The sequence below is a fragment of the Streptomyces sp. NPDC111802 genome (genome assembly GCF_055634335.1).
This window is the reverse complement of record NZ_JBVKCZ010000193.1, coordinates 1-2,053: the sequence shown is the minus strand read 5'-3', so window position 1 is coordinate 2,053 and position 2,053 is coordinate 1. Positions and strand designations below refer to the sequence as shown.

Here is a 2,053-nt window from a genome sequence, read left to right as displayed (position 1 = left end):
GCTATTCGCGTCGCCCGGGTGGGCAGCGCGGCCGAGCTGGCCGCGGCGGCCCTCATGATGCTGGGCTTCCCGGCGCTCATGCTGGCCGCGCTCGTCCCGAGCGTCGCCGCCTTCGCGGCCGCGGCCGCCGTGACGTACCTGGCGGACCACTATCTGCACCGCAAGGGCAGTTATCTGGTCAACCGCCTGAGCAAGGTACGGGCCGGTCTGTCGATCCGCTTCCTGATCAGGGAGCTGCTGCTGATCCTGCTGCTGGCCCGGCTCGGCCTGGCGGACGACCTGATCTACTACGGCGCGATCGCCTGCTTCATCGCCTTCTACGGTCTTCAGGCCCCGCACGGCGCGCTGGTCACCCTGATCCGCAACCGCCGCCGTATGCCGGTCGCCACCCGCAACATCGACCTCGCCTCGCGCATCCGTATCCCGGACGCCCCGCCGCGGAAGCTGCTGCACCGCTCCGCCGAGAAGATGCTGCACCTCGACCTCGCGGCGGTGTCCGGCATCCTCGTGGCGGCCGCCCTGGAGTCGGCCGTGGTCGGTTTCATCGGCATCGGCGTCACGGTGGGCCTGGGCCTGCTGTACGTGCTGGCGCTGGTGCCGTACGTGCGCGGCGCGAAGATCCCGCCGAACGCGGAGAAGGTCCTGGCCGCCGTCGACGACTGGCTGGCCGAGTACGGCCCTGAGACGGTGCTGTACTTCTCCGGCTCCAAGGACTCCGCCTACCAGGTCAACATGTGGCTTCAGACCATGGAGCAGCTGGACTCCAAGCCGCTGATCATCCTGCGTGAGCGGGTCATCCTGAACAATCTGGCGCCCACCACGGTCCCGGTCATCTGCGTGCCCGGCGGTGTGCACCTGATGAACCTGGACCTGACCAATGTGCGCGTCGCGCTGTACGCCGCGAACGTCGGCAAGAACATCCACCTGCTGCGCGTGCCGACCATGAAGCACGTCTTCATCGGCCACGGCGACAGCGACAAGCTGGCCAGCGTCAACCCCTACAGCAAGGTCTACGACGAGGTGTGGACCGCCGGGCGGGCGGGCCGCGACCGCTACGCCATCGCCGACGTCGGCGTCCGCGACGACGACATCGTCGAGGTCGGCCGCCCGCAGCTGGCGCCGATCCAGGGCTGGAGCGGTGTCCCCGAGGGCCGGATCCCGACGGTCCTGTACGCCCCGACCTGGGAGGGCTGGGACGGCAACCCGGGCAACACCTCGATCGTGCTGGCCGGCGAGAACATCGTGAGCAAGCTGGTCAAGGCCGACCCCCCGGTCCGCGTGCTGTACAAGCCGCACCCCTTCACCGGCACCGTCAGCAAGGAGGCCGGCGCCGCGCACCGCCGGATCACGGCCCTGGTCGAGCAGGCCGCGGCCGAGCGTGCCACCGACCCGCGCTTCACCGCCGATGCCGCCGCGCAGGCCGCCGCCAAGGCCGAGCTGACCCGCATCGAGGCCCGCCTGGCCGAGCTGGCCGGCAAGAGCAACGGCAAGGGCAAGGGGAACGGCAACGGCAAGGGGAACGGCAACGGCAAGGGCGACGAGGCCGAGGCCACCCGCGACGGCCTGGTCGACCTCGCCCGGCACGAGGAGGCCGCCCGGCTGCGCGCCGAGTGGAACGCCGCGTACTGGCGCTCCTTCCCCGGCCACGAGCACCGCGTCATCACGGGCGCCGAGCCGCGTCTGTACGACTGCTTCAACGTCTCCGACGCGATGGTCTCCGACATCTCCAGCGTGGTCTCCGACTTCATCGCCAGCGGCAAGCCGTACGCCGTCACGGACTCCGCCGAGGTGGGCGTGGAGGAGTTCAAGCGGGCGAACACGGCGGTGCGTGCCGCGACGATCCTGTCCAACAGCGCGGCCGAGCTGGGCGAGCTGCTGGACGCCGTACGCGACCCCGCGGCGGACCCGCTGGCCGAGGACCGGGGCGACCTCAAGCGGTACCTGCTCGGACCGGACGAGCCGACATCCATCGACCAGTTCAACACCGCGGTGGCCAACCTCGCCATCAAGGCCGAGACGCGCAACGTCGGCCAGGAAGCACGGGCGGCGGCCG

General features: G+C 70.7%; 1 protein-coding gene. It reads left to right on the top strand.

Annotation, left to right across the window (positions count from 1 at the left end; genetic code table 11):
* Positions 1-18 precede the first annotated feature (18 nt).
* The coding region (locus ACZ7NC_RS45350; RefSeq protein ID WP_471498280.1) for a hypothetical protein at positions 19-2,053 on the top strand (2,035 nt) is incomplete at its 3' end.